Consider the following 19,862-nt stretch of genomic DNA (forward strand, 5'->3'; position numbering starts at 1 on the left):
GTTAAGCAGGTAAAACTAGTTTGTATTATAAGCAAAAAAGGCGTAAAGAAAATTACGCCTTTTTATCATTTTTTTTTAGTTTGTTTAAAAAAGGACACTTTGAAAGTGATTTATCATCATCACGGATAAAGTATTGTCGCCATTCGAAGTTATCGTCTTCTCCGTAGCCTTTTAAGTCGGGGTGGATATCAACAGAATCATAATTACCTAACCGTTTTCTAATTATTTCTTTCGTTTTATCAGCTCTTTTTGGTTTTGCATTAAATGTATCTAACACCCATCTAGGTGTTATGGCAAACATAAGAGTTGGAAAGCTGCGACTTTGACGATTTACATGCTTTGGTGTGGCACAATACATAAAATATTGTTCACCTTCAAAGCAGTATTCCCATAAATGATGTCCTGGATCAAAAGGGATATTTTCAGGCCATTCTGATTGATCAAGCTCACTAACATTAGTTAAGATATTCCAGTAGAGTTCTTCAAATTCCTCAACTGTGTTGTTCTCAATTATGTCTTCGGGTGTTTCAAATAATATGATTAAAGACGTGTAAGGTCCATAGCTTCGGGAATTTTCTCCATATTCTTTTAATAGCTCAGCCAATTCTGTAATAGCTTCTTTTTTTCTAGGATCAGACACAAAGCCGTATCGTAATTGGTTCGTACTAAATCCATGTGTTGCAGGTACACAAGGAAAAGGCGTGTCTTTATTAGAAAGCTTCTCAGAAAATGCATGATACGAAAGTCGACGCCAATCGTTAGCTGTAAAATTAGCTGAATCCAAATCGGTTTTTGAAAACAGAAGATTCATTACCTATTCCTCCTTCCAATGTTACAGTATTAATGGAAGAAGAAATAGGTGACTGCTCAATGTGCTATTATCAAACTAAATTGCAGCAAGGAAACTTTTTTAAGAACCTAAAACAAAACATGATAAGCTTGTAATCCAAAATAAACACCAAATCCTATCAAAGTTAAACCTGATATAACGGAGATAAAAGCGATTAAACCTGGTGTTAAAATTTTTCTAAATGTACTTGATATGATTGCCATCGTAAAATCCCATAATAAAAGACCAATCAATATTGCTCCACTATAAATGAAAAGCTGTAGGTTTTCGTATGTAGCAGCAGTTTTAGCTAGCACAGATCCGTAAATACCTAACCAAAATAAAATAGTGAGCGGATTTGATAAGGACATAAAGAAGCCTGTCATAAATGTTTTAAAATAAGATTCATACTCACTTCGATTATGTTTAATTTCTTTTCTTGCAGAAAAAATCGTTTCAATTCCCGTATAAATTAGCACAAAAAAACCAAACAACCATAGAAAGGTTTGCATGAAGGGACTATCAAGAAAATTAACAACACCCATATAGACCATAATCATATAGATTATATCTGCTGTTACTGACCCTAAGCCAATTACCCACGAATGATAAAACCCAAAACGAAATCCCCGGTCAATCTGCGCAGCATTTACTGGTCCAATTGGAGCTGCAAGTGATAATCCTAATAAAACATAACTAAGAAGAATACTCAAAAATGTCACGCCCTTTTAAATAGTACTTTTACAATCTATTCAAGAGTTGTAGCTTGTACGACATTTTTTAGTAATTTAATGAAATTTACCTTTTATAAAATTCTTCTTAATTAAGGCTATTTTCATAAAATACTATTTCTTAGTTAAGATAGTATTTTGACTTCGGTTATTAATATTAAGCTCACATAAAGAGAAAGTCGTTAAAAATTAGGGTTAAACATTCAATCAAACCTTACATAATTGACTAGAAAAATACACATATTAAAACCACAAATTGAAGTAGGAGTGTATAACATTGACCTCAAATAACAATCTATTATCGATCTTCGCTCTTGGTGGTTTAAATGAAGTTGGGAAAAATATGTATGCTATTCAATATAATAATGACATCATTGTTATTGATTGTGGAAACAAGTTTCCAGATGAAAGCTTATTAGGGATAGATCTCATTATTCCAGATGTTTCTTATTTAGAGGAAAACAAAGACAAAGTAAAGGCACTAATCGTTACACATGGACATGAAGACCATATTGGTGGCATTCCTTATTTTCTAAAAAAACTAAATGTACCTGTTTATGCGACTAGATTTACGTTAGGCTTAATTGAACTAAAATTAAGTGAACATAAAATTTTGCGTGAAACTGAGTTAAATGAAATTAATTCAAATTCTGAAATTACTTTAGGTGAAATGACAGCTAGTTTTTTTAGGGTAAATCATAGTATTCCAGATTGTCTCGGGATTGCTTTTGAAACTCCACAGGGAACAATCGTACATAGTGGTGATTTTAAATTTGATTTAACGCCTGTAAATAATGAACATTCTGATATCCATAAGATGGCTGAGATTGGTAAGAAAGGTGTGTTACTTCTTTTATCAGAAAGTACAAATGCAGAGCGTTCAGGATCTACACCGTCAGAGCTAATTGTTGGTCAGCACATCGAAGAGGCTTTTCGTAAGGCGAAAGGAAAGATTTTTCTATCAACCTTTGCATCAAACATTAATCGTGTACAGCAGGTGGTTGATGCTGCGATTAAAACAAACAGAAAAATCGCTTTGTTAGGTAGAAGTATGGTTAATGTTGTTGATGTAGCAATGAAACGTGGATATCTAAATGCCCCTGAGGGAATGATCATTGAACAAGATCAAATTGAAGAGCTTTCCCCAGAAAAAGTATGTATCCTATGTACTGGTAGCCAAGGAGAACCAATGGCTGCGCTTGCCCGCTTATCTACTGGGAATTTTCGGGGTACTGAGGTTCTGCGTGGAGATACCGTGATTTTAGCAGCAGGGCCAATACCAGGAAATGAAAAAAATGTTTCGCAAATTGTTGATAATTTGTACTCACTTGGTGCTAATGTTATTTACGGCTCAGGTAAAGGTATGCACGTATCAGGTCATGGTTACCAAGAAGATCTGAAGTTAATGCTAACTTTAATGAAGCCAAAATATTTCATCCCAATCCACGGTGAATACAGAATGCTTCATCATCACCGTTTACTAGCAGAAACAGTTGGTGTTGAAGAAGAAAACACATTTATTCTTAAAAATGGTGAGGTAGTTGATCTGGAGAACTCTATTGCCCGACAAACACGATCCATTCCAGCAGGAAACACATATGTTGATGGCATTGGATTAGATGATGTTGGTGATATCGTATTACGAGACCGCAAACAGCTTTCAGAGGATGGTATGCTTGTTATTGTTTTAACAATGAGCAAATCAGAAAGAAAGCTTATCACAAGACCTGACACAATATCTCGTGGATTCGTAGACAACAGAGACTCAAGTGACTTGTTAAACGACATAAATGGATTAATCAAAAAAACAGTTCATGACCTAAAAGAATCAGACAAAGCACAATGGAATGTTCTCAAACAAAAAATCAGAAAATCAGTAGGACAATACGTCTTCTCTCACACAAAGAAACGACCAATGATTTTACCGATCATCATTGAAGTTTAATTCGGTGCCTGTCACCACCCGACTTTTGTCGAGTGGTGACAGGCATCTTTATTCTTTTTATCAGTTCAGGCTCTTAACACCTAACTAGCATAAAGAAGATAAACATCTAATTTCAAACATTATTTCGTCATAGAGGTAGTCAATATATTCAAGGTAATAATTATTTTTATAGATTAGTAGATTATAGTAGAATACTTAATAACAACTCGAAAAAATAAAATAATGAAATCTAAGAAAATTTATAAAAAAGCAGGTGAGAAAATATGAAGCAAACTAAGCAATATGTTTGGTATGCAAGCTATGGTTCTAACATAAATAACGATCGTTTTTTATGTTATATAAAAGGTGGAAAACCTAATGGATCTAGTAAGATAGAAGAAGGTTGTCGAGATCGATCACTACCTATTAAAGAATCAATTCATATATTGAAGCATCCGTTATATTTTGCGAAGAACTCTGGAAGGTGGAATAATCAAGGTGTTGCCTTTATCGGCTTAAACCAAGAACCTACATGTGTTAGTTACAGCAAAAAATATTTAATCACTACTGAACAATTTATGGATATCGTAAAGCAAGAAAATGATGGAATTGAATTCGAGCTTAATCTTCAGAGTATACAAGAGAGAAATTCTTATGTTTTTAACGAACATTCTTGGTATGGAAATATTCTCTATCTTGGTAGTGACAACGATTATCCAATTTATACATTTACAGCACCATGGGATATAAATGAAGTTGAATGGAACAAGCCATCACATTCATATCTATCTACAATTATTAAAGGATTAAAGAAGGATTATTCAAATACAGATGTGTTTGATTATTTTTTAACTAAACCTGGAATTAAAGAAAACTATCAAGCAGATGAATTGTTTAAACTCATTGAAGAGGATTAATATTTATACTTACGGTGAGCATCCAGCAAAACTAGGATACCCACCGTTTACCCACATAGTAAGTTAGCTTATTTAATAGAAATTTCATCTTTGTTGATTTTTCTAATAATAGCTATGATGGAGCGACATAAAAGAAGTTTAATGACTAAACTAATAAACGAATGATACCAATCCCAACCCTTTTTCCATGTAATTAAGTCTGTTGTCTTTGCTGCAATAGTCTCAGTGATAACTTGTGGAATGACAAATGGGAAAAGTTTTAAAATAATGCCCAGTGGTTTACTATTTAATGTCCATTGATTGTAATAAAGTAAAGAAAGCGGGTAGTGAACAAAGTCAAAAGGCAAATGAATCGAAAACTTTTTAGGTAAAGGTCTGATCTTATATTTTAAATACCCGTTAGAAACAAGGTAACGATCTGCAAGAGAATTCCCCATAATACTAACTAAATATACAATTATCCAATCCTTAAACGGTCGTTTAACAATTGCAAAAGGCAATAAAAATAAACCAAATAATGTTGAAGAAGCCAAAAATATAACGGGAAAAGTTTTTTTCATAATAAACACCTCATGTTAGAGTTTGTCAATTGTTTGTTTCTTATACGGTGCCTGTCACCACCCGTTTTTTCTTGTTTCACAACTTTGTTCCACGAACAAGAATGTTTCGCTTATGACAAACGGTTAATTATTTTGCTATGATAGAGAAAAGTGGGATGAGGTGATGATTTTGGAATTAAGTGATATCCTCAATAAGGTACAATTACATACACCCTCTTTTCTTGGAAATGAGAGGTTTTCGAAATATGCTGTACTTTTACCATTAGTGAAAGTAGATAATGACATACATGTTCTTTTTGAGGTACGTTCTCAAGAGTTAAGAAGACAACCTGGGGAAATTTGTTTTCCTGGTGGTAGAATGGATGAGCAGGATCAATCATCTTTAGATACGGCTGTAAGGGAAACAACAGAGGAACTTGGGATCACAAAACAGCAAATTACAAATATTAACCCAATTGATTTTCTAGTTTCACCATATGGGATGATTGTTTATCCATTTATTGGGCTTATTGATGATTTTAACAAGATAATACCTAATAAATCCGAAGTGCAGGAAACTTTTACTGTTCCATTGTCATTTTTCTTAGATGTGAAACCAGACATATATCATGTACATACAAAGTTAGAGCCAGAAGATGATTTTCCTTTTGATTTAATACCTAATGGCAAAAACTATAATTGGCAAACTCGAAAAATGGAAGAACTTTTTTTTCAATATGAAAACAAAGTGATTTGGGGGTTAACCGCTAGGATCCTTTCTCATTTTATTGAAATCTTAAAAAAGTAAAGCGAATTATAATACCTCAGCTTCTTATATCATGCATAAGATTTTGAGGTTTTTTCTTTCACTTTTCTTAGCTAAAAATGACATACATGATTCATTGTATTTAAAAGAAACTAAATCATAACAAAACCTCTTTTCTGAAGGTTATTTCTACGGTTTATAGCCTTTTTTTATTAAAGGGCTCTGTTTCACAAAATACTGTATCCTTTCTAGTAAAAAGTTACCACGATCAACAATAAACAATTCACAGTAAGATAGATTAACAAATAATCGGAAATTATCTATCATGAGGGGTTTTAGAATGAAAGAAATTTTACAAAATCACTATTTAAAAGCGGTCGAACGAACTAAATCATTAGTTCTAGATGATATTTACAAATATTTAGAATCTCAAGAAGACTATGTTTCCTATGAGCAGTATTTACGAGAGCGTACACAATATATAGATCAGTTATGGTTAAATTCTTGGCTTAACACAGCAGCAAGTCATGCTTCAAATGCTGAGAAAAAGCAATATTTAGATGAACAAGGCTATGAGATAGAAGGGATGAGTAAAAAGCTCCTTAACCAAATGTTCAGAAATGACATAAGAGATATAGAAGTTTTTGATGTAGTAGGGTGGCTTGATTCTCTTTATGCTGGTAAAGCTTCTGACTGGGAGCAAAAGCATAAGGATGCAAGACAAGCATATGTAGATAGAATGAAATTACAGAATCAACGAGAATTAAGGAAAAAATTTATTGCAAAACTTGAGTATTATATTGATCAACTACTTGGTGCTAACTATGAAGAGCTTTATCTATACGTACGTTATTTAGTTGGTTCACAGCTTGCTATTGAAATTGAGAAAAAGGGTATTATTTTACCTTCTGAGCATGCTGTCTTTTCGGACTATTTATCAGATGAAGCAGAATCAGCTTATCGTAGATACAATTATGAAGAACATATTGCTGAGAAATATGAAGGAGTTATTTCAAGCTATTTAGTTGATTTGGGACCAAATTGGTTAATGGAGCATTTATCACCACATGTTTTTGATGATTATTATCAAACCTATCATGAAACATTACCAATTTCATTAATTAAGGAAATTGCTTTTCAGCCCTTCGATGATCTTAGTGAAGAATTTTTTGCTGACTTAATGGAAGAACATGTTTCTGATTTAATCAAGTTAATTGATATTCCTTTCGATCTAACTGTTCATCAAGAGATTTTTGATAAGAATCTAGCGGATAGAGAGAAAAGGGTTGTTGAAGAACTAGAGACACTGAAGCGTCGAAAAGAAGAAGAAACACGAATGATCGAGGATATATTTGGAAGAGAGTACTACCCACCTGCTGGAAGAAACGTACAATATATTCTTCATGTTGGTGAAACAAATACAGGGAAAACATATCAAGCGATACAAAAAATGAAGGAAGCAGCAAGTGGTATTTATTTAGCTCCACTGCGTTTACTGGCTTTTGAGATTTACGAACGGTTAAATGAAGAAGGAATACCTTGCTCACTTAAAACAGGTGAAGAGGAAAAGCTTGTACAAGACGCTAGGCATATTGCTTGTACTGTCGAAATGTTTCATGAAAAAGATCCTTACGAAGTAATCGTAATCGATGAATCACAAATGATTGCCGATAAAGACCGCGGATTTTCGTGGTATAAAGCCATTACGAAAGCTAATGCAAAAGAAGTGCATATCATATGCAGCTTTAACGCAAGACCTATGATTTTAGAGGTGCTGGGAAATTCTCATATTGAAATTCATGAGTACCATCGAGATATACCTTTAGAGGTTGAACCTAATTTATTTAAGCTAAACCAAACTCGTAAAGGAGATGCAATTGTTTGTTTTTCAAGAAAAAGAGTTTTAGAAACAGCATCTGAATTACAACGATCAGGACGTCAAGTTAGCATGATTTACGGCAGTATGCCTCCAGAAACGAGAAAAAAACAAATGCTAAGGTTCATAGATGGTGAAACAACGGTAATTGTTGCAACTGATGCCATTGGAATGGGCTTAAATTTACCGATTAGACGTATAATTTTTTTAGAAAATGATAAATTTGATGGAACGAGAAGAAGGTATTTAACTTCACAAGAAATAAAACAAATAGCGGGTAGAGCTGGGCGAAAGGGCATTTATAACGTCGGTAAAGTTGCTTTTACACATAATGTTCGCACAATGACTCGCCTTCTAGAACAAGAAGATACACCACTTCAAGGATTTGCTATTGCTCCAACCACATCTGTTTTAGAACGATTTCAAAAGTATTCACGGAAATTAGGGTTGTTTTTCTACCTATGGGATCAATTTAAAAGTCCTACGGGAACGAAAAAAGCATCTTTATCAGAAGAAAAATTATTATATGATATGGTTGAAGATACAATCATTGAAGCTAAGCTTTCTGTTGCTGACTTATATGGATTTTTACATTTGCCATTTTCATCAAACGAACCTTCATTAAGACTTCAGTGGAAGAATAAGCTTGAAGCCATTATAGATGGCCAAGATTTACCTGACCCACAAATAAAAGAATCCAGTCTTGAAGAGATGGAATTATCTTACAAATCAGTTGGTCTTCATTTATTATTTCTGTATAAGCTAGGCAAAAGTACAGAAGCTCATTATTGGGAACGAATTCGTGAAGAAATAAGTGATAACATTCATGAAAACCTAAAATCAGGCATACAAGTAACCAAAAAAGGCTGTAAAATTTGTGGCAAAAGTCTTCACCCACGATTTAAATTTTCCGTATGTAACGAATGCCATTTAGAACGGCATGATCGAAGAAAATAATAATACGAGACAGATCATATAACATTATTGGTCTGTCTCCTTAATTTTTCTTTAATCGTATTAGAGAAAGCAACCAGAAAAATATGAAATGAAATTCTTACTAATGTATGCTGAAAATTGGTTCTAAGGATCTTCATGTAGCATAATAAAGAATCAGACATCAACATAAACAAAATAACTTTTATCTTTTGTTTTATACCTGAGTTTTTTGAGTTTATAAAAACTACAAATGAAAGGTACAAACCATAAAGTGGCGCTAAGATAAAATGCTCTCTCCATGAATGGTAGAAACCAATTCCAAACCGAATTTTGCGCATTGAAGCAGGAATATACAATGTTGTTACACTAATAACGGAGAGTGCAAGATAATGAACTAACTTTTTAGCCCATTTTTTATTTCCTTCTAGTGCAGTTTTCATTCCATCACTTATAGAAAATGCAACTGGTAATAATAAAAAAGTATACCTTGGTCTCCACCAATTTACTTTATATACTTTTAGCTTGATAAAAAGATGCTCAATTAAATAGAAGTAGGTAGTAAAGACTAATTTCCAAAGCCAATTTGCACCTGTTGCTGTTAAGAATGTTGCTGTTATTGGAATAAATATTCCTTGAGACAATATCGCACCAAAAATATTATCAACAGCTTTTTTTTTGAAAATAGCAGGTTTATATTTATAACCACGAAAAATGTTTAACACAAAGTATTCTAAAACATAAGCAAAACCAATATTAGCTAGTAAAACAAACCAATTTATTTTCTCTTTCTTTTTAGCAAGTAAATACATAATCATTCCAAGATGAATGATTATCAGGATGAAAAACGGGATAGAGTTTCGATTTATTATTTTCTTTCTTAACATGAAGAACCTCCGAATAAAGGGATATATAACGGATAATAACTTTATACTTCTAATTAAATATGTTCCTCAATTTGATGTTATTTTATTCACAACAGTAGTTAACATAATATTATTATGTTAACTACTGTTTTTTTTCCTATAAGTGATAAATATCACCGATTTCATCTCTTTTACACGTTAAGATTAAGTCATAGGTAAAAGTTACCTATATTTGGATCTTAAAGGAGAGATGATCATGAATATGGTCTATGAAAAAATCCTTGTTGCAATTGACGGTTCCGAAGAGGCGGAATGGGCATTTAAGAAGGCAATAAATATTGCAAAGAGAAATTCAGCTCAACTTATTCTTTGTAACATCATTGATTCTCGTGAAGTAACTGTTTCAACTTACGGATTATATGCTGATTCAACATTTATTGAACATGCAGAAAAAGCAGCAAAAGAGCTATTAGAAACCTATCAGCAAACCGCTAAAGAACAAGGAATAGAACAGGTGAAAGCAATCATAAAATTCGGTTCACCTAAAACGAAGATATCGAAAGAAGTAGCTCCATATTGCCAAGCAGATTTAATCGTTTGTGGTGCAACAGGTATGAATGCCGTAGAACGTATTTTAGTTGGAAGTGTATCTGAAAACATATTAAGGTATGCTTCATGTGATGTCTTAGTTGTTAGAACTCCTAAAGAAGAATAACATTAACTTCAACGATATTTTTATACGGTCGAGTGCTGTATACAGAACTATTTATTTTGTTTTTTTTAGTCTCTATGTTTTAAGAAGACAGCTTTCAACAAACATCAGTATTGGAGGAACTCAAAATGAACTTGATTATTCACAGTAAAAATTTACAAATCACTGATGCGTTAAAAGTTTATGTTAATCAAAAAATTGGCCTTGCGGTCGAGCATTATTTTCCTGAAACTACTTTTCATGTTCATATAAACTTATCAGTATTTAAAAACAATCATTGTATTGAAGTAACTGTTCCAATTGGAGATATTACGATTAGAGCAGAGGAACAAACTGCAGATATGTATAAATCTATTGATCTTGTAGAGGAAAAATTAAAGCGTCAATTTAGAAAATACAAAACAAGATTAAATCGGAAAGCACGAAAAGAAAAAATGCTAGTATCTTCAAATCAACCTCAAAATTTTGACGACAAATCTGACGGGGATGAAGATAAGGTTGTTCGACTAAAGCAATTTCAATTAAAACCGATGAGTGCAGAAGAAGCAATTCTACAAATGAATTTACTAGATCATCAATTCTTTGTTTTTCAAAATGCTGAAAATGATTTGATGAGTGTTGTATACAAACGTAAAAATGGCCAGTATGGTTTAATAGCTTCTGATATTGTTGAAAATGGAAATAAAGCAATATAATCTTCTAAATCGAAAAAAGAATCATCATTTTATACGAAAAAATGATGATTCTTTTGTTTTTACTTTTAGCTTTCTTCAGCTTTACTATGATGTAAAGGTGGAGGAATAAGCCATCCTTTTTCTTTATTAAGTCTTAGTACCTTTCCACCCATTGTTGCTTTTTCCATATGAAATTGTCCAAACATCATCGCAACATCTTCTCTTATTGATTGACCAATTATTTGGCTGCATAATACTAATCCTGCTGCAATATCCATTGATAAACCAGCTGCAATTTCTTGATCAGTTAATCTAGCACCAACTGGAATTTCTTCAAGATTAGCTTTTGGTTTTTCAGGGGGTGAAGGTGGTAAACCAACACCATTATCTTTAAGAAGAGCATCAACTTGCTTTAATTCTTGTTGGCACTGATTGATGATATCTTCTAAAAGCTTATGTAAATCTTTATCTCCCACATGATTTAGAAATGCTTGTGACCCTGATATCATTCCTTTTGACGATTGTGAAAAAGACCAAAGTGAAAAAACTTCTCCATAATGCAGTGGTTCATTCTTTGGATTACCGCTTAAAATACCCATAAAAGCACTCCTTATTGTTGTTTTAATGTCCATTTTTATCTCCTTAACTTGAAAAATAGAGGAGGAGAATACCTCCATGAAAGTATTTGTTTAGAAATGGAAATTATACTTTAAAATTTATTAACAAACTGAAACACTAATAACTTTTAAAGATAAGGAGCTAGGAAAGGAAATCAACACTAAGTTTAAAAAAGCCTAGTTATAAAGATCAAAGATGATTCTAAATAATACCTTCATGCCTTAACCACTTCTGAAAAAGTTTTATTGCTTCATCATAATCAAGGTCTATACATTGAACTGAGAAGATTTTCATGCCTAGGTTATCAATATTCTTCTCTTGATTTATACAGTGGTTATGTAAGTTATAATAAGTGAAATCAAAAAAGATATCCCATACATCCTGATCCAGCACTTTATAAGCTATTGACTCAAAGTCATGATGGTCTTCATAATATCCGATATGTAAATGGTATCTTGGGTCGTATTTAACACTCATGATATCCCTCTTTTCTAAGAAGCTTCATTCTGATTATATTTCTTCGATTTAACTCATTATAATATTTAAATTTAATTTGACACCTACTTTAAACCATAAAAATTCCACTTTTAAAAATAAACATTCTAATTATTATAACAAGGTTTATTAGAAAAAAAGATCACTGTTTGCTCCAAATTTAATATTTTCATAGTTCTGGAAATAGCTTTATAGTATTATTGTCTATATATTCCAAGAAAAGGGTGTTTTCATGTTTAAAAATGTTATTTCCTCTAAAGAAGAATTTGAAGAATTTCGTAAAGAGATAGGTAGCCCAAGTGAAAGAGCAGTTAATAAAGTGATCTCAAAAATTGATGATCATTGTAGGAAGTTCATTTCGAAATCTCCATTTTTAACTTTATCTACATCAAATTCACAAGGACAATGTGATGTTTCACCACGTGGAGATTACCCTGGATTTGTCACAATTATTGATGATCAACATTTATTTATCCCAGAAAGACCAGGTAATAAACGGATGGATTCGCTTCATAATTTAATTTCAAATCCACATGTAGGGCTTTTGTTCTTTATTCCAACATTAGGTGAAACTTTAAGAATTAATGGAAAAGCTTATATCACGCGCGATCCTGTATTACTCGAAAAAAGTGTAGTAAATGGAAAGGTACCACTTTTCGGAATAGGGGTTAAAGTAGAAGAATGTTATGTTCATTGTGCAAAAGCCTTTATTCGCTCTGGTTTATGGAATCCTGAAACTTGGAATGAGAAAGAAACCTTGCCATCAATGCCAGAAATGCTTATTACCCATGCAAATATTCCAAATGTAACAGCTAGAGAAGTATCGGAGGATTTACAAGTGAGTTATAAGGAGAGACTTTATTAATTAAAGAGCTTTCTAAAAGCATAATGATCGACCAGTGTTTATAAATAGATCCATGCCCTGAGGAGAGTATAATTATAATTTAGAAGGACGTTCAATGATGATCATACTAAATAAACAAGATTACTCCGTAGTAAAGAAAAAAATAACTGTAAAAGAAAATAGTCCCCCAACTTTTGCGCTTTCTGTTTTAGATGAATATATTAACGGAACTGTTTATGCAGACTCAGTTAACCTACAAACGATCTTAATAGGAACAAATTCAGGTATTTATTATGTTTTTGGAAATGAAAGCAATGATCAATTTAATAAAGATTTTATTGAGTTCTATAGAAAAAGGAGTAATGACAATTTACGTTTTACGTTATTTTCAGCCAATACCAATTGGGATCAAGCACTAATAAAGCACTTAAAAAATGAATTAAAACAAATAAGGCGCCTTGCATTCACACATAAAAATAATGTCCGATTACATACCACTAATACATCATCCGAAAATTTCTCAATTAAGAAAATAGATGAAAAAACGATAACTAATAGTGTGGAATTTAATAATGATTACTATAAAGAATATTGGGGCAGCGTTACAAATTTTATTGAAAATGGTTTTGGTTTTTGTATATTACATCAAGGAAAAGTAGTGAGTGAATGCACCTCCATTTTCTCCTCTAAATCATTGATAGAAATCGATATTGCTACACAAAGTGATTTTCAAGGTTTTGGTTTAGCTACAAAAATCGGAAAAGAATTTATTAATTATAGTTCACAAAAAAATTTGATTCCTCGTTGGGATTGTGATGTTTCAAATAGATCTTCTATAAATTTAGCAGAGAAATTAGGATTTACAAATCCTAAAGAATACACAGTATTTGTAAACAATTTTCATGATGAATAAACTCAAAAAAAACACTAATTTTTGATAAATATAAAGGGAGCTCTATTGATGAATGAAGAAGATATTATCTCAATTATTAGAAAAGATGAATGGATGATGGAGGCATTAAGAGCTGCAAAGTCATTAGAGCTCCAAGATTGGTGGATTTGTGCAGGATTTATTCGTTCGAAAATCTGGGATACTTTGCATAACTTCAGTGTAAGAACAAAACTTCCTGATGTTGATTTGATTTATTTTAACCCTTCTAGGATTGATGAAGTAGAGGAGAAAGAATTAGAGAAGAGACTTAAAACTATAATGCCATTTATACCTTGGTCAGTAAAAAACCAAGCAAGAATGCACATCCAAAATAACTTTCCACCTTATTCCTCTACTATTGACGCAATATCAAAATTCCCAGAAACAGCAACAGCATTAGGCGTGAAATTGGATCATACGAACAATGTTATATTAACATATCCTTGTGGTCTAAATGATGTGGTTAATTTAGTCGTTAGACCGACCGCTTTCTTTACAAAATCAACAGAAAGAATGGAAATATATGAACAAAGGATTGCAACAAAGAACTGGCAATATACCTGGAATCATTTAAAGGTATACCATATTGATCATCTAATAAAGTAGAAAGATTTTTTAGTAGATTTTAAATTAATATAAAGTTAGGAGGTTATTCTCTTGCCACAAATTGAAACAGAACGCTTATTAATGATCACCTTCACCGCAGAGATGATGAAGGCTTTATTAAAAAGTAAAGAAGATCTTGAAGCTATTATTCCCTACAGTGTAGCAGCTGAATACCCACTAGATGTGTATAAACAATTTTTCACCTATAAGATTGAAAGATTTACTATGTATCCCCCAGAAAATGAATGGGAGGGATGTATCATTCATAAAGCTACTAATGTCATTATGGGGGATATGGGTTTTAAAGGAGGCCCAAATGAAGCTGGCGAAATTGACTTGGGTTATAGTATAGTGCCAAGCTATCAAGGAAAAGGCTTTGCAACGGAAATGGGGAAAGCAATGGTTAAATGGGGAATATCACAAAGAAATGTAAAATGCGTGAAAGCAACTTGTGATACTGATAACATTCCATCTAAACGAGTACTAGAGAAAATTGGTTTTCAAGCTACAAAAAAAGATGAAAATAAAATTTATTGGCATTATTAGTAATACATTTTTCTTAGTTATCAGCAACTTTATGATTGAAATGAAAGGTGAAATTAAATAGTTAAAACTGTTATAATTCACTTAGATATTTTGGATAGACATTCTATATTTAAATAAAGTATGTATCATTAGATTGAGGTGACTATATTGTCTGTTAAATTCATTACTCATCTAGCATCGGTTATTCTGTTACTTTTATTTTTTTCAATTGCTTCTTGGTATGAAGGTAGTGAACTATTAGATAATCCATGGGAATGGAAGTATACAGCTATTTTCTCACAGTTGGTAAATGATGAAGTACTAAATAAAAGTGAAATTTTACAATTAGACTTCTTTATTTATGCGATAAAATTTAAACCTTTATATCCAATGCTTATGATAATGGCTATTATCTATATGATTTTATTCTTAGGTTATTTTATATATAAAACAAAACCTAAGAAATTTGCTCAATTTTTAATTGCTCTTGGATTTTCCATTGCATTTATAGGTAATTTAATTTTTCATACACCAACAGTAGGAGGATCTATTTTTAAGGTTTCTTTAATTGTTACTGGATCTGTATGTTTATGTTTTGGGGTTTTTTATTATTTCCAACAATTTAAGCTACGAAATAAAAGGCTTAACTGAATTCTTAGCTCGTTTTCTCCCATATATATTTATCTGACAGACATATATAACCTTAGTTGGTTCGACACAGCTGCTTTTGTCACTATTTTTGTTTACTATTTACTTTAATATGAAGAATGTAATACAAAGTAGAAATAAATCTGTATATATTTAGGATATTCAACTATAATGAAATTGTAAGTTTTTAGTAGAGATGAGACTAGTATAGCTAGAAAAGGGGAGCTTAGAATGAGTGAAATTAAGTATTATGAGCAAATAGGTGTTGCAATGACGTGCAGATCTTATCAGGAATATAAAGATATGTTTATGCTTGATGAGCAGATTTTACAAAAAGGAAGTATTCTTGATGTTGCATCAGGAGCTTCTTCATTTATTACAGACGTTAATAAAAATGGAAATGTTGGAATAGCGATTGATCCACTTTATCAGTTATCAGCTTACGAGATGGAGAAGCTTGGTAAAAGAGAAATTCAACTTTCAAGTGATAAACTAGCGAATGTCCAGGATTCCTTTTTATGGGATTATTATACAAGTCTAGATCAACATATTGAGATAAGACAAAAATCTTTTAAGAAATTTATTGAAAGTTACACGCATGAAAAGGGAGAATCCTATATATCGGGTTCTTTGCCAATTCTTCCTTTTGCAGATGAAAGTTTTTCTTTGATACTTTGTAATCACTTTCTATTTTTATATCAAGACCAATTTGATTTCACATTTCATGTCAACGCATTAAATGAAATGATTAGAGTTCTTGAAAATGGTGGTGAAATAAGAATTTATCCGATAGTTGGCTTTAAGAATGAACTTTATCCGTATCTAGATGAATTGAAACTAGAAATAAAAAAGAATGAGGTAGAATTTGATCTTATTCCAACACACTTTAGCTTTTTACCCAACGCAACTCATTATTTACAGATAAAGAAATAACGCCAAACGTCAGATCAACCTATTGATCTGACTTATTTACTTTATAAACATGATGTCATTCAAACATCTTTATTTAGGAGGTCAAAGCTAGTGGAATGGTATATGATTTTAACTGGACTTTCGTTAGTGGCTACTGTACTTGCTTTAATTCAGATATTTCAATTATGGAGTCGATTTAAAATAATCAAAATTGGAGAAAAACTCTCACAAGACTGGGTAGATGAAAATAGCAATAAAATCAAAATTGCCATATCAATAATAGGTATTAGCTGTATTTTAGGTACAATTGGTATCTTAATTAGATCATATTGATCTCCGGTTTATTAAGAAACTTAGCTTGTGGAAAAAAGACAAGTCATTACAAAATGGAATTTATGTATAAGCATCTTAGTTCATTAAGTTGTTTAAATATACTATAATTAGTATCTGGTATAATAGCTAGATATATATAGACTTAAAATTTAGATAACTTAAAGAATTGAGGTTAAACAAATGTTTGATGTTAAGAACAATTTAATTGCACCAAAAAACTATAATATTACACATGAAATTGAGAAGCATGCTTCTGATAAACTAGCACTTATTCATCAGAACGAAGCTGGAGATATACATACTCTTTCGTATAATGAGCTAATCAAACAATCAAATAAACTGGCTAATGGTTTATATAAACTAGGATTACAAAAAGGTGATCGTGTTCTTATAGTGACAACTAGATTAATAGAATCTTATATGATCTATATGGCCTGTTTAAAAGCTGGCTTAGTGATTATTCCTTCTTCTGAATTACTTAGGGCTAAGGATATTGCATTTCGTTTAAATCATTCTGAAGCAAAAGCTGTTATCTCGTATTCAGAATTCACAAATGAAATTGAAGCCATCGAAGAAGAAACTCCATATCTACATCATAAAATCGTATTTGGAAATGAGAAAGAAGGGTGGGAAAATCTTTATCAGCTAATGCAAACAGCTCAAGAGGATTTTAACAATAACATAACAAAAAGTGATGATCTTGCTTTTCTTGCTTATACTTCAGGAACAACAGGAAATCCAAAGGGAGTTGCACACACACATAGCTGGGGATATGCTCATATCCGAATTGCAGCAAAACAGTGGCTTAATATAGAAAAACCTGATACTGTTTGGGCAACAGCAGCACCAGGCTGGCAAAAATGGGTTTGGACACCATTTCTATCTATTTTAGGCTCTGGAGCTACAGGCTTTGTTTATCAAGGTAAATTTTCTTCTGAAAAATACTTAGAGCTTTTACAAGAGCAAAAAATAAATGTTTTATGCTGCACACCGACTGAGTATCGAATGATGGTGAAAACAGAAGGTTTACATAAATTTGATCTTTCAAGCTTAAGAAGTGCAGTTTCCGCTGGAGAAGCACTGAATAGGGAAGTTATTGATGTGTTTAAACATACGTTTAATATACAAATTAGAGATGGGTATGGACAAACAGAAAGTACACTTCTAATTGGTACTTTACAAGGTGCTGAACATAAAATAGGATCAATGGGTAAACCGATTTTAGACGGTACTGTAGAAATTGTCGATGAAGAAGGTGTTCCTGTTAAAACAGGAGAAATTGGTATTATAGCAATAAGAAAAGAATTACCAGCTCTTTTCAACATGTATTATAAAGCACCAGAAAAAACAAATCGTTCATACAAAGGTGATTATTTTTTCACAGGTGATCGTGCTAGTAAAGATGAAGATGGATTTTACTGGTTCCAAGGTAGAAGTGATGATGTGATCATTAGCTCTGGTTACACAATTGGTCCCTTTGAAATTGAAGATGCCTTAATGAAACATCCAGCAGTAGTAGAATGTGCTGCGGTGGCAAGTCCAGATGAAGTCAGAGGAAATGTCGTAAAAGCTTTCATTGTTTTACAAAAAGGATTTGAAGAGTCAGATAATCTTGTAAAAGAGCTACAGACTTTTGTTAAACAAATAACAGCTCCCTATAAATATCCAAGAATAATTGAGTTCGTGAAAAGCTTACCAAAAACTGATTCTGGGAAAATCAGACGTGTTGAATTAAGAAATAATGAAACAGCTAATAGTATTTAATAACGGCTCTTTTCTGAGAAATTGTTGTTATGTAACCAAAATTTGCATTAGAAACAGTGTATTTTCTCATAAAGGCTACTATTTTATGAAGAAAAGATGCCTCTATACTTAATACAATGCTGATTTCTTCCGGTATTTATAAGTAACAAAGTTTGCGAAAAGAGCCTTAATTATAGAACTGCACCCATTCGCACAACAATCTGGGTGCAGTTTTTGATACTTCCAACAAAGAGTAAATGATAGTATCAATAATCTCTTCTTTAACAAAAGGAATGATTATTTGTCAGCATTTGAAACCATTCATTATATTCATGCTGTGGAAAAAATAATAGCTTTCTTATCTCTTGTGTTTGTAGTTATGAGAAAATAAGGATAGTCAGGTTTGGCTATCCTTTTAGAACGTATTATTTAAATTTTAATTGTAAGGATTGAATGAAAATGTCAAAAAAGAACGTTCGTATCTATATCTGCTCTTTTCTATTATTATTTATCACATTTACTTTTTATTCAGCTTATAGTATATGGTCGTTTAGCAAAGAAAATCAATTAGTAACAACAGATGCAGCGATTGTTCTCGGTGCTGCTGTATGGAATAACGAGCCGTCACCTGTCTTTAAAGAAAGAATCAACCACTCAATTTGGCTTTATGAAAATGAATATGTAGAGAAACTAATTTTTACTGGCGGAAGTGAAGATAGTAGTGATCCAGCAGAATCAGAAGTAGCAAGAGATTATGCAATAAAAAATAATTTTAAAAAAGAAGATATATTGATAGAAAATGAATCTAGAGTTACAGAAGAAAATCTAAAATATGCTTATAAAATTGCTTCAGAAAAAAATCTGAAAACCTTCACAATTGTAAGTGATCCACTCCATATGAAACGAGCTATTTTTTTAGCTAAAGAAAATGGGATGGAGGAGGTGTATTCATCTCCAACACCTAGTTCAGTCTATAAATCTTATAAAAGTAAGTTTCCTTTTTTCTTAAGAGAGCTGTGTTTATATGTAGCATATATTATTAGTTCTCCATTTAGATAATTGCGAAAAGAATCATGATCTAGAGAAAATTAGTCTGTTCAATCAATTTATTACAGGGAGACAAGACAGTGTTAGCACACAACTGGAAAATTCCCCCAGGAAAAGCCATGACAGTAACAGTCTCGACGATATGTAAGTCAGTAATTTCAAAAAACAGTTATAGTTCAAATTAATCAATTGTGATGTGAATTTCGTAAGTATTCGTCATATTACAGTACATTAAAACTAATTTAACATATTACTTTTTAACTGTTTTCGTAATTTCATTAATTAACTTAGTTTGTTGTATGGATAAACTAAGTTAATGTTGTTATAATCAAAATCAGTTAGGAATATCAAATACATACACAAAAATGTAAGCCCTTACTTATTATTCCTGAT

Annotated in this window: 21 protein-coding genes; 15 read left to right on the forward strand and 6 right to left on the reverse strand. The window is 32.0% G+C overall.

All coding sequences use genetic code 11. From position 1 onward, the window contains the following. Window positions 1-52: 52 nt before the first annotated feature. Window positions 53-811 (reverse strand): YqcI/YcgG family protein, encoded by a 759-nt coding sequence (locus JOC75_RS04415; protein ID WP_204952873.1) that lies wholly within the window; start codon window positions 809-811, stop codon window positions 53-55. 107 nt (window positions 812-918) lie between these two features. After that, window positions 919-1,542, reverse strand: a complete 624-nt coding sequence (locus JOC75_RS04420) for a LysE family transporter (RefSeq protein ID WP_204952874.1) — start codon at window positions 1,540-1,542, stop codon at window positions 919-921. Window positions 1,543-1,903: 361 nt separating this feature from the next. Here JOC75_RS04420 and JOC75_RS04425 point away from each other — a divergent pair, with 361 nt between their 5' ends. After that, the gene (locus JOC75_RS04425) at window positions 1,904-3,505 is read left to right on the forward strand and encodes a ribonuclease J (protein WP_420828011.1); all 1,602 of its coding nucleotides are present in this window, start codon (window positions 1,904-1,906) and stop codon (window positions 3,503-3,505) included. A 263-nt stretch (window positions 3,506-3,768) separates the two neighbouring features. Then, a complete protein-coding gene (locus tag JOC75_RS04430) occupies window positions 3,769-4,401 on the forward strand; it encodes a hypothetical protein (protein ID WP_204952876.1) in 633 nt (210 codons plus the stop codon). Window positions 4,402-4,469: 68 nt separating this feature from the next. Here JOC75_RS04430 and JOC75_RS04435 read toward each other — a convergent pair whose 3' ends face one another. Further along, window positions 4,470-4,961 (reverse strand): CBO0543 family protein, encoded by a 492-nt coding sequence (locus JOC75_RS04435; RefSeq protein WP_204952877.1) that lies wholly within the window; start codon window positions 4,959-4,961, stop codon window positions 4,470-4,472. 169 nt (window positions 4,962-5,130) lie between these two features. On the opposite strand from JOC75_RS04435, the gene JOC75_RS04440 reads away from it, so the two are divergent. Both JOC75_RS04440 and JOC75_RS04445 read left to right on the forward strand, forming a co-directional pair. After that, entirely contained in the window at window positions 5,131-5,748 is a 618-nt protein-coding gene (locus JOC75_RS04440) for an NUDIX hydrolase (protein ID WP_204953507.1), read from the forward strand. 298 nt (window positions 5,749-6,046) lie between these two features. Continuing rightward, complete coding sequence (locus JOC75_RS04445) at window positions 6,047-8,539, forward strand: DEAD/DEAH box helicase (RefSeq protein ID WP_204952878.1); 2,493 nt, start codon at window positions 6,047-6,049, stop codon at window positions 8,537-8,539. Between the two features lie 14 nt (window positions 8,540-8,553). On the opposite strand, the gene JOC75_RS04450 is transcribed toward JOC75_RS04445, so the two are convergent. Next, window positions 8,554-9,402 (reverse strand): hypothetical protein, encoded by an 849-nt coding sequence (locus JOC75_RS04450; RefSeq protein WP_204952879.1) that lies wholly within the window; start codon window positions 9,400-9,402, stop codon window positions 8,554-8,556. A 235-nt stretch (window positions 9,403-9,637) separates the two neighbouring features. On the opposite strand from JOC75_RS04450, the gene JOC75_RS04455 reads away from it, so the two are divergent. Then, window positions 9,638-10,096 carry a universal stress protein gene (locus JOC75_RS04455; RefSeq protein ID WP_204952880.1) on the forward strand — a complete coding sequence of 153 codons (459 nt, stop codon included), beginning with the start codon at window positions 9,638-9,640 and terminating at the stop codon, window positions 10,094-10,096. A 125-nt stretch (window positions 10,097-10,221) separates the two neighbouring features. Continuing rightward, a complete protein-coding gene (gene hpf, locus JOC75_RS04460) occupies window positions 10,222-10,788 on the forward strand; it encodes a ribosome hibernation-promoting factor, HPF/YfiA family (RefSeq protein WP_204952881.1) in 567 nt (188 codons plus the stop codon). 65 nt (window positions 10,789-10,853) lie between these two features. Here the strand turns inward: hpf and JOC75_RS04465 are convergent, their stop codons facing one another. Both JOC75_RS04465 and JOC75_RS04470 read right to left on the reverse strand, forming a co-directional pair. After that, window positions 10,854-11,366 (reverse strand): DUF3231 family protein, encoded by a 513-nt coding sequence (locus JOC75_RS04465; RefSeq protein WP_204953508.1) that lies wholly within the window; start codon window positions 11,364-11,366, stop codon window positions 10,854-10,856. A 220-nt stretch (window positions 11,367-11,586) separates the two neighbouring features. Then, window positions 11,587-11,862, reverse strand: a complete 276-nt coding sequence (locus tag JOC75_RS04470) for a DUF3986 family protein (protein ID WP_204952882.1) — start codon at window positions 11,860-11,862, stop codon at window positions 11,587-11,589. A gap of 250 nt (window positions 11,863-12,112) precedes the next feature. Here JOC75_RS04470 and JOC75_RS04475 point away from each other — a divergent pair, with 250 nt between their 5' ends. The 9 genes from JOC75_RS04475 to JOC75_RS04515 all read left to right on the forward strand — a co-directional run bounded on the left by JOC75_RS04475 (window position 12,113) and on the right by JOC75_RS04515 (window position 19,481). Then, a complete protein-coding gene (locus tag JOC75_RS04475; RefSeq protein WP_204952883.1) occupies window positions 12,113-12,745 on the forward strand; it encodes a pyridoxamine 5'-phosphate oxidase family protein in 633 nt (210 codons plus the stop codon). 94 nt (window positions 12,746-12,839) lie between these two features. After that, window positions 12,840-13,637, forward strand: a complete 798-nt coding sequence (locus tag JOC75_RS04480) for a GNAT family N-acetyltransferase (protein WP_204952884.1) — start codon at window positions 12,840-12,842, stop codon at window positions 13,635-13,637. Window positions 13,638-13,685: 48 nt separating this feature from the next. After that, a complete protein-coding gene (locus tag JOC75_RS04485; protein WP_204952885.1) occupies window positions 13,686-14,261 on the forward strand; it encodes a nucleotidyltransferase family protein in 576 nt (191 codons plus the stop codon). 51 nt (window positions 14,262-14,312) lie between these two features. Then, window positions 14,313-14,807 (forward strand): GNAT family N-acetyltransferase, encoded by a 495-nt coding sequence (locus JOC75_RS04490; RefSeq protein ID WP_204952886.1) that lies wholly within the window; start codon window positions 14,313-14,315, stop codon window positions 14,805-14,807. A gap of 147 nt (window positions 14,808-14,954) precedes the next feature. Further along, the gene (locus tag JOC75_RS04495) at window positions 14,955-15,437 is read left to right on the forward strand and encodes a DUF4306 domain-containing protein (RefSeq protein ID WP_204952887.1); all 483 of its coding nucleotides are present in this window, start codon (window positions 14,955-14,957) and stop codon (window positions 15,435-15,437) included. Window positions 15,438-15,665: 228 nt separating this feature from the next. Beyond that, entirely contained in the window at window positions 15,666-16,367 is a 702-nt protein-coding gene (locus JOC75_RS04500; RefSeq protein WP_204952888.1) for a methyltransferase domain-containing protein, read from the forward strand. Between the two features lie 90 nt (window positions 16,368-16,457). Further along, entirely contained in the window at window positions 16,458-16,679 is a 222-nt protein-coding gene (locus JOC75_RS04505; RefSeq protein ID WP_204952889.1) for a hypothetical protein, read from the forward strand. A gap of 180 nt (window positions 16,680-16,859) precedes the next feature. Beyond that, on the forward strand, window positions 16,860-18,443 hold the full coding sequence (mbcS, locus tag JOC75_RS04510) for an acyl-CoA synthetase MbcS (protein WP_204952890.1): 1,584 nt from the start codon (window positions 16,860-16,862) through the stop codon (window positions 18,441-18,443). 432 nt (window positions 18,444-18,875) lie between these two features. Then, complete coding sequence (locus JOC75_RS04515; protein WP_204952891.1) at window positions 18,876-19,481, forward strand: YdcF family protein; 606 nt, start codon at window positions 18,876-18,878, stop codon at window positions 19,479-19,481. Window positions 19,482-19,862: the final 381 nt, after the last annotated feature.

This window comes from Metabacillus crassostreae, from assembly GCF_016908395.1.
Classification (GTDB): Bacteria; Bacillota; Bacilli; order Bacillales; family Bacillaceae; genus Metabacillus; species Metabacillus crassostreae.

What these genes read in the sequence shown, in the direction of transcription:
- JOC75_RS04470 (WP_204952882.1), bottom strand. Translation starts at nt 11,862, where the DNA reads ATGAGTGTTAAATACGACCCAAGATACCATTTACATATCGGATATTAT.
- JOC75_RS04465 (WP_204953508.1), bottom strand. Translation starts at nt 11,366, where the DNA reads ATGGGTATTTTAAGCGGTAATCCAAAGAATGAACCACTGCATTATGGA.
- JOC75_RS04430 (WP_204952876.1), top strand. Translation starts at nt 3,769, where the DNA reads ATGAAGCAAACTAAGCAATATGTTTGGTATGCAAGCTATGGTTCTAAC.
- JOC75_RS04480 (WP_204952884.1), top strand. Translation starts at nt 12,840, where the DNA reads ATGATGATCATACTAAATAAACAAGATTACTCCGTAGTAAAGAAAAAA.
- JOC75_RS04415 (WP_204952873.1), bottom strand. Translation starts at nt 811, where the DNA reads ATGAATCTTCTGTTTTCAAAAACCGATTTGGATTCAGCTAATTTTACA.
- JOC75_RS04500 (WP_204952888.1), top strand. Translation starts at nt 15,666, where the DNA reads ATGAGTGAAATTAAGTATTATGAGCAAATAGGTGTTGCAATGACGTGC.
- JOC75_RS04485 (WP_204952885.1), top strand. Translation starts at nt 13,686, where the DNA reads ATGAATGAAGAAGATATTATCTCAATTATTAGAAAAGATGAATGGATG.
- JOC75_RS04450 (WP_204952879.1), bottom strand. Translation starts at nt 9,402, where the DNA reads ATGTTAAGAAAGAAAATAATAAATCGAAACTCTATCCCGTTTTTCATC.
- JOC75_RS04515 (WP_204952891.1), top strand. Translation starts at nt 18,876, where the DNA reads ATGAAAATGTCAAAAAAGAACGTTCGTATCTATATCTGCTCTTTTCTA.
- JOC75_RS04475 (WP_204952883.1), top strand. Translation starts at nt 12,113, where the DNA reads ATGTTTAAAAATGTTATTTCCTCTAAAGAAGAATTTGAAGAATTTCGT.
- JOC75_RS04445 (WP_204952878.1), top strand. Translation starts at nt 6,047, where the DNA reads ATGAAAGAAATTTTACAAAATCACTATTTAAAAGCGGTCGAACGAACT.
- JOC75_RS04425 (WP_420828011.1), top strand. Translation starts at nt 1,904, where the DNA reads ATGTATGCTATTCAATATAATAATGACATCATTGTTATTGATTGTGGA.
- JOC75_RS04435 (WP_204952877.1), bottom strand. Translation starts at nt 4,961, where the DNA reads ATGAAAAAAACTTTTCCCGTTATATTTTTGGCTTCTTCAACATTATTT.
- hpf (WP_204952881.1), top strand. Translation starts at nt 10,222, where the DNA reads ATGAACTTGATTATTCACAGTAAAAATTTACAAATCACTGATGCGTTA.
- JOC75_RS04455 (WP_204952880.1), top strand. Translation starts at nt 9,638, where the DNA reads ATGAATATGGTCTATGAAAAAATCCTTGTTGCAATTGACGGTTCCGAA.
- mbcS (WP_204952890.1), top strand. Translation starts at nt 16,860, where the DNA reads ATGTTTGATGTTAAGAACAATTTAATTGCACCAAAAAACTATAATATT.